This is a genomic window from Streptococcus sp. HMSC034B03 (assembly GCF_001838575.1).
GTDB classification, from domain to species: domain Bacteria; phylum Bacillota; class Bacilli; order Lactobacillales; family Streptococcaceae; genus Streptococcus; species Streptococcus anginosus.
This window is the reverse complement of the sequence record NZ_KV837640.1, coordinates 1-287: the sequence shown is the minus strand read 5'-3', so window position 1 is coordinate 287 and position 287 is coordinate 1. Positions and strand designations below refer to the sequence as shown.

1 protein-coding gene is annotated in these 287 nt (G+C 44.3%); it reads left to right on the top strand.

What is annotated here, in order from left to right:
• Nucleotides 1-287, top strand: a 287-nt coding sequence (locus HMPREF2634_RS10060) for a MucBP domain-containing protein (protein WP_180363050.1), incomplete at both ends; no start/stop codon positions are given.

The following is a 287-nucleotide window of genomic DNA, read 5'->3' as shown; positions in this document are numbered from 1 at the left end:
GTTGTCGAAGGAACAACCCGCGTTGTCTATGTTTATGATAAGCTTGAAAAACCAGTAGAGAAATATGGTAATGTTGTCGTTGACTACCAAGATAAGCAAGGCAACACCATTGCTCCGCGTATCGTAGATACACCAACTTCACGGGTTGGTACTTACTATGACACAACTGATCACAAACCAACTACCATTACGGCGGATGATGGCACAACTTATCGTATTGATACCAATGCTACACAAGGTCACGAGAGTGGTCAGGTTGTCGAAGGAACAACCCGCGTTGTCTATGT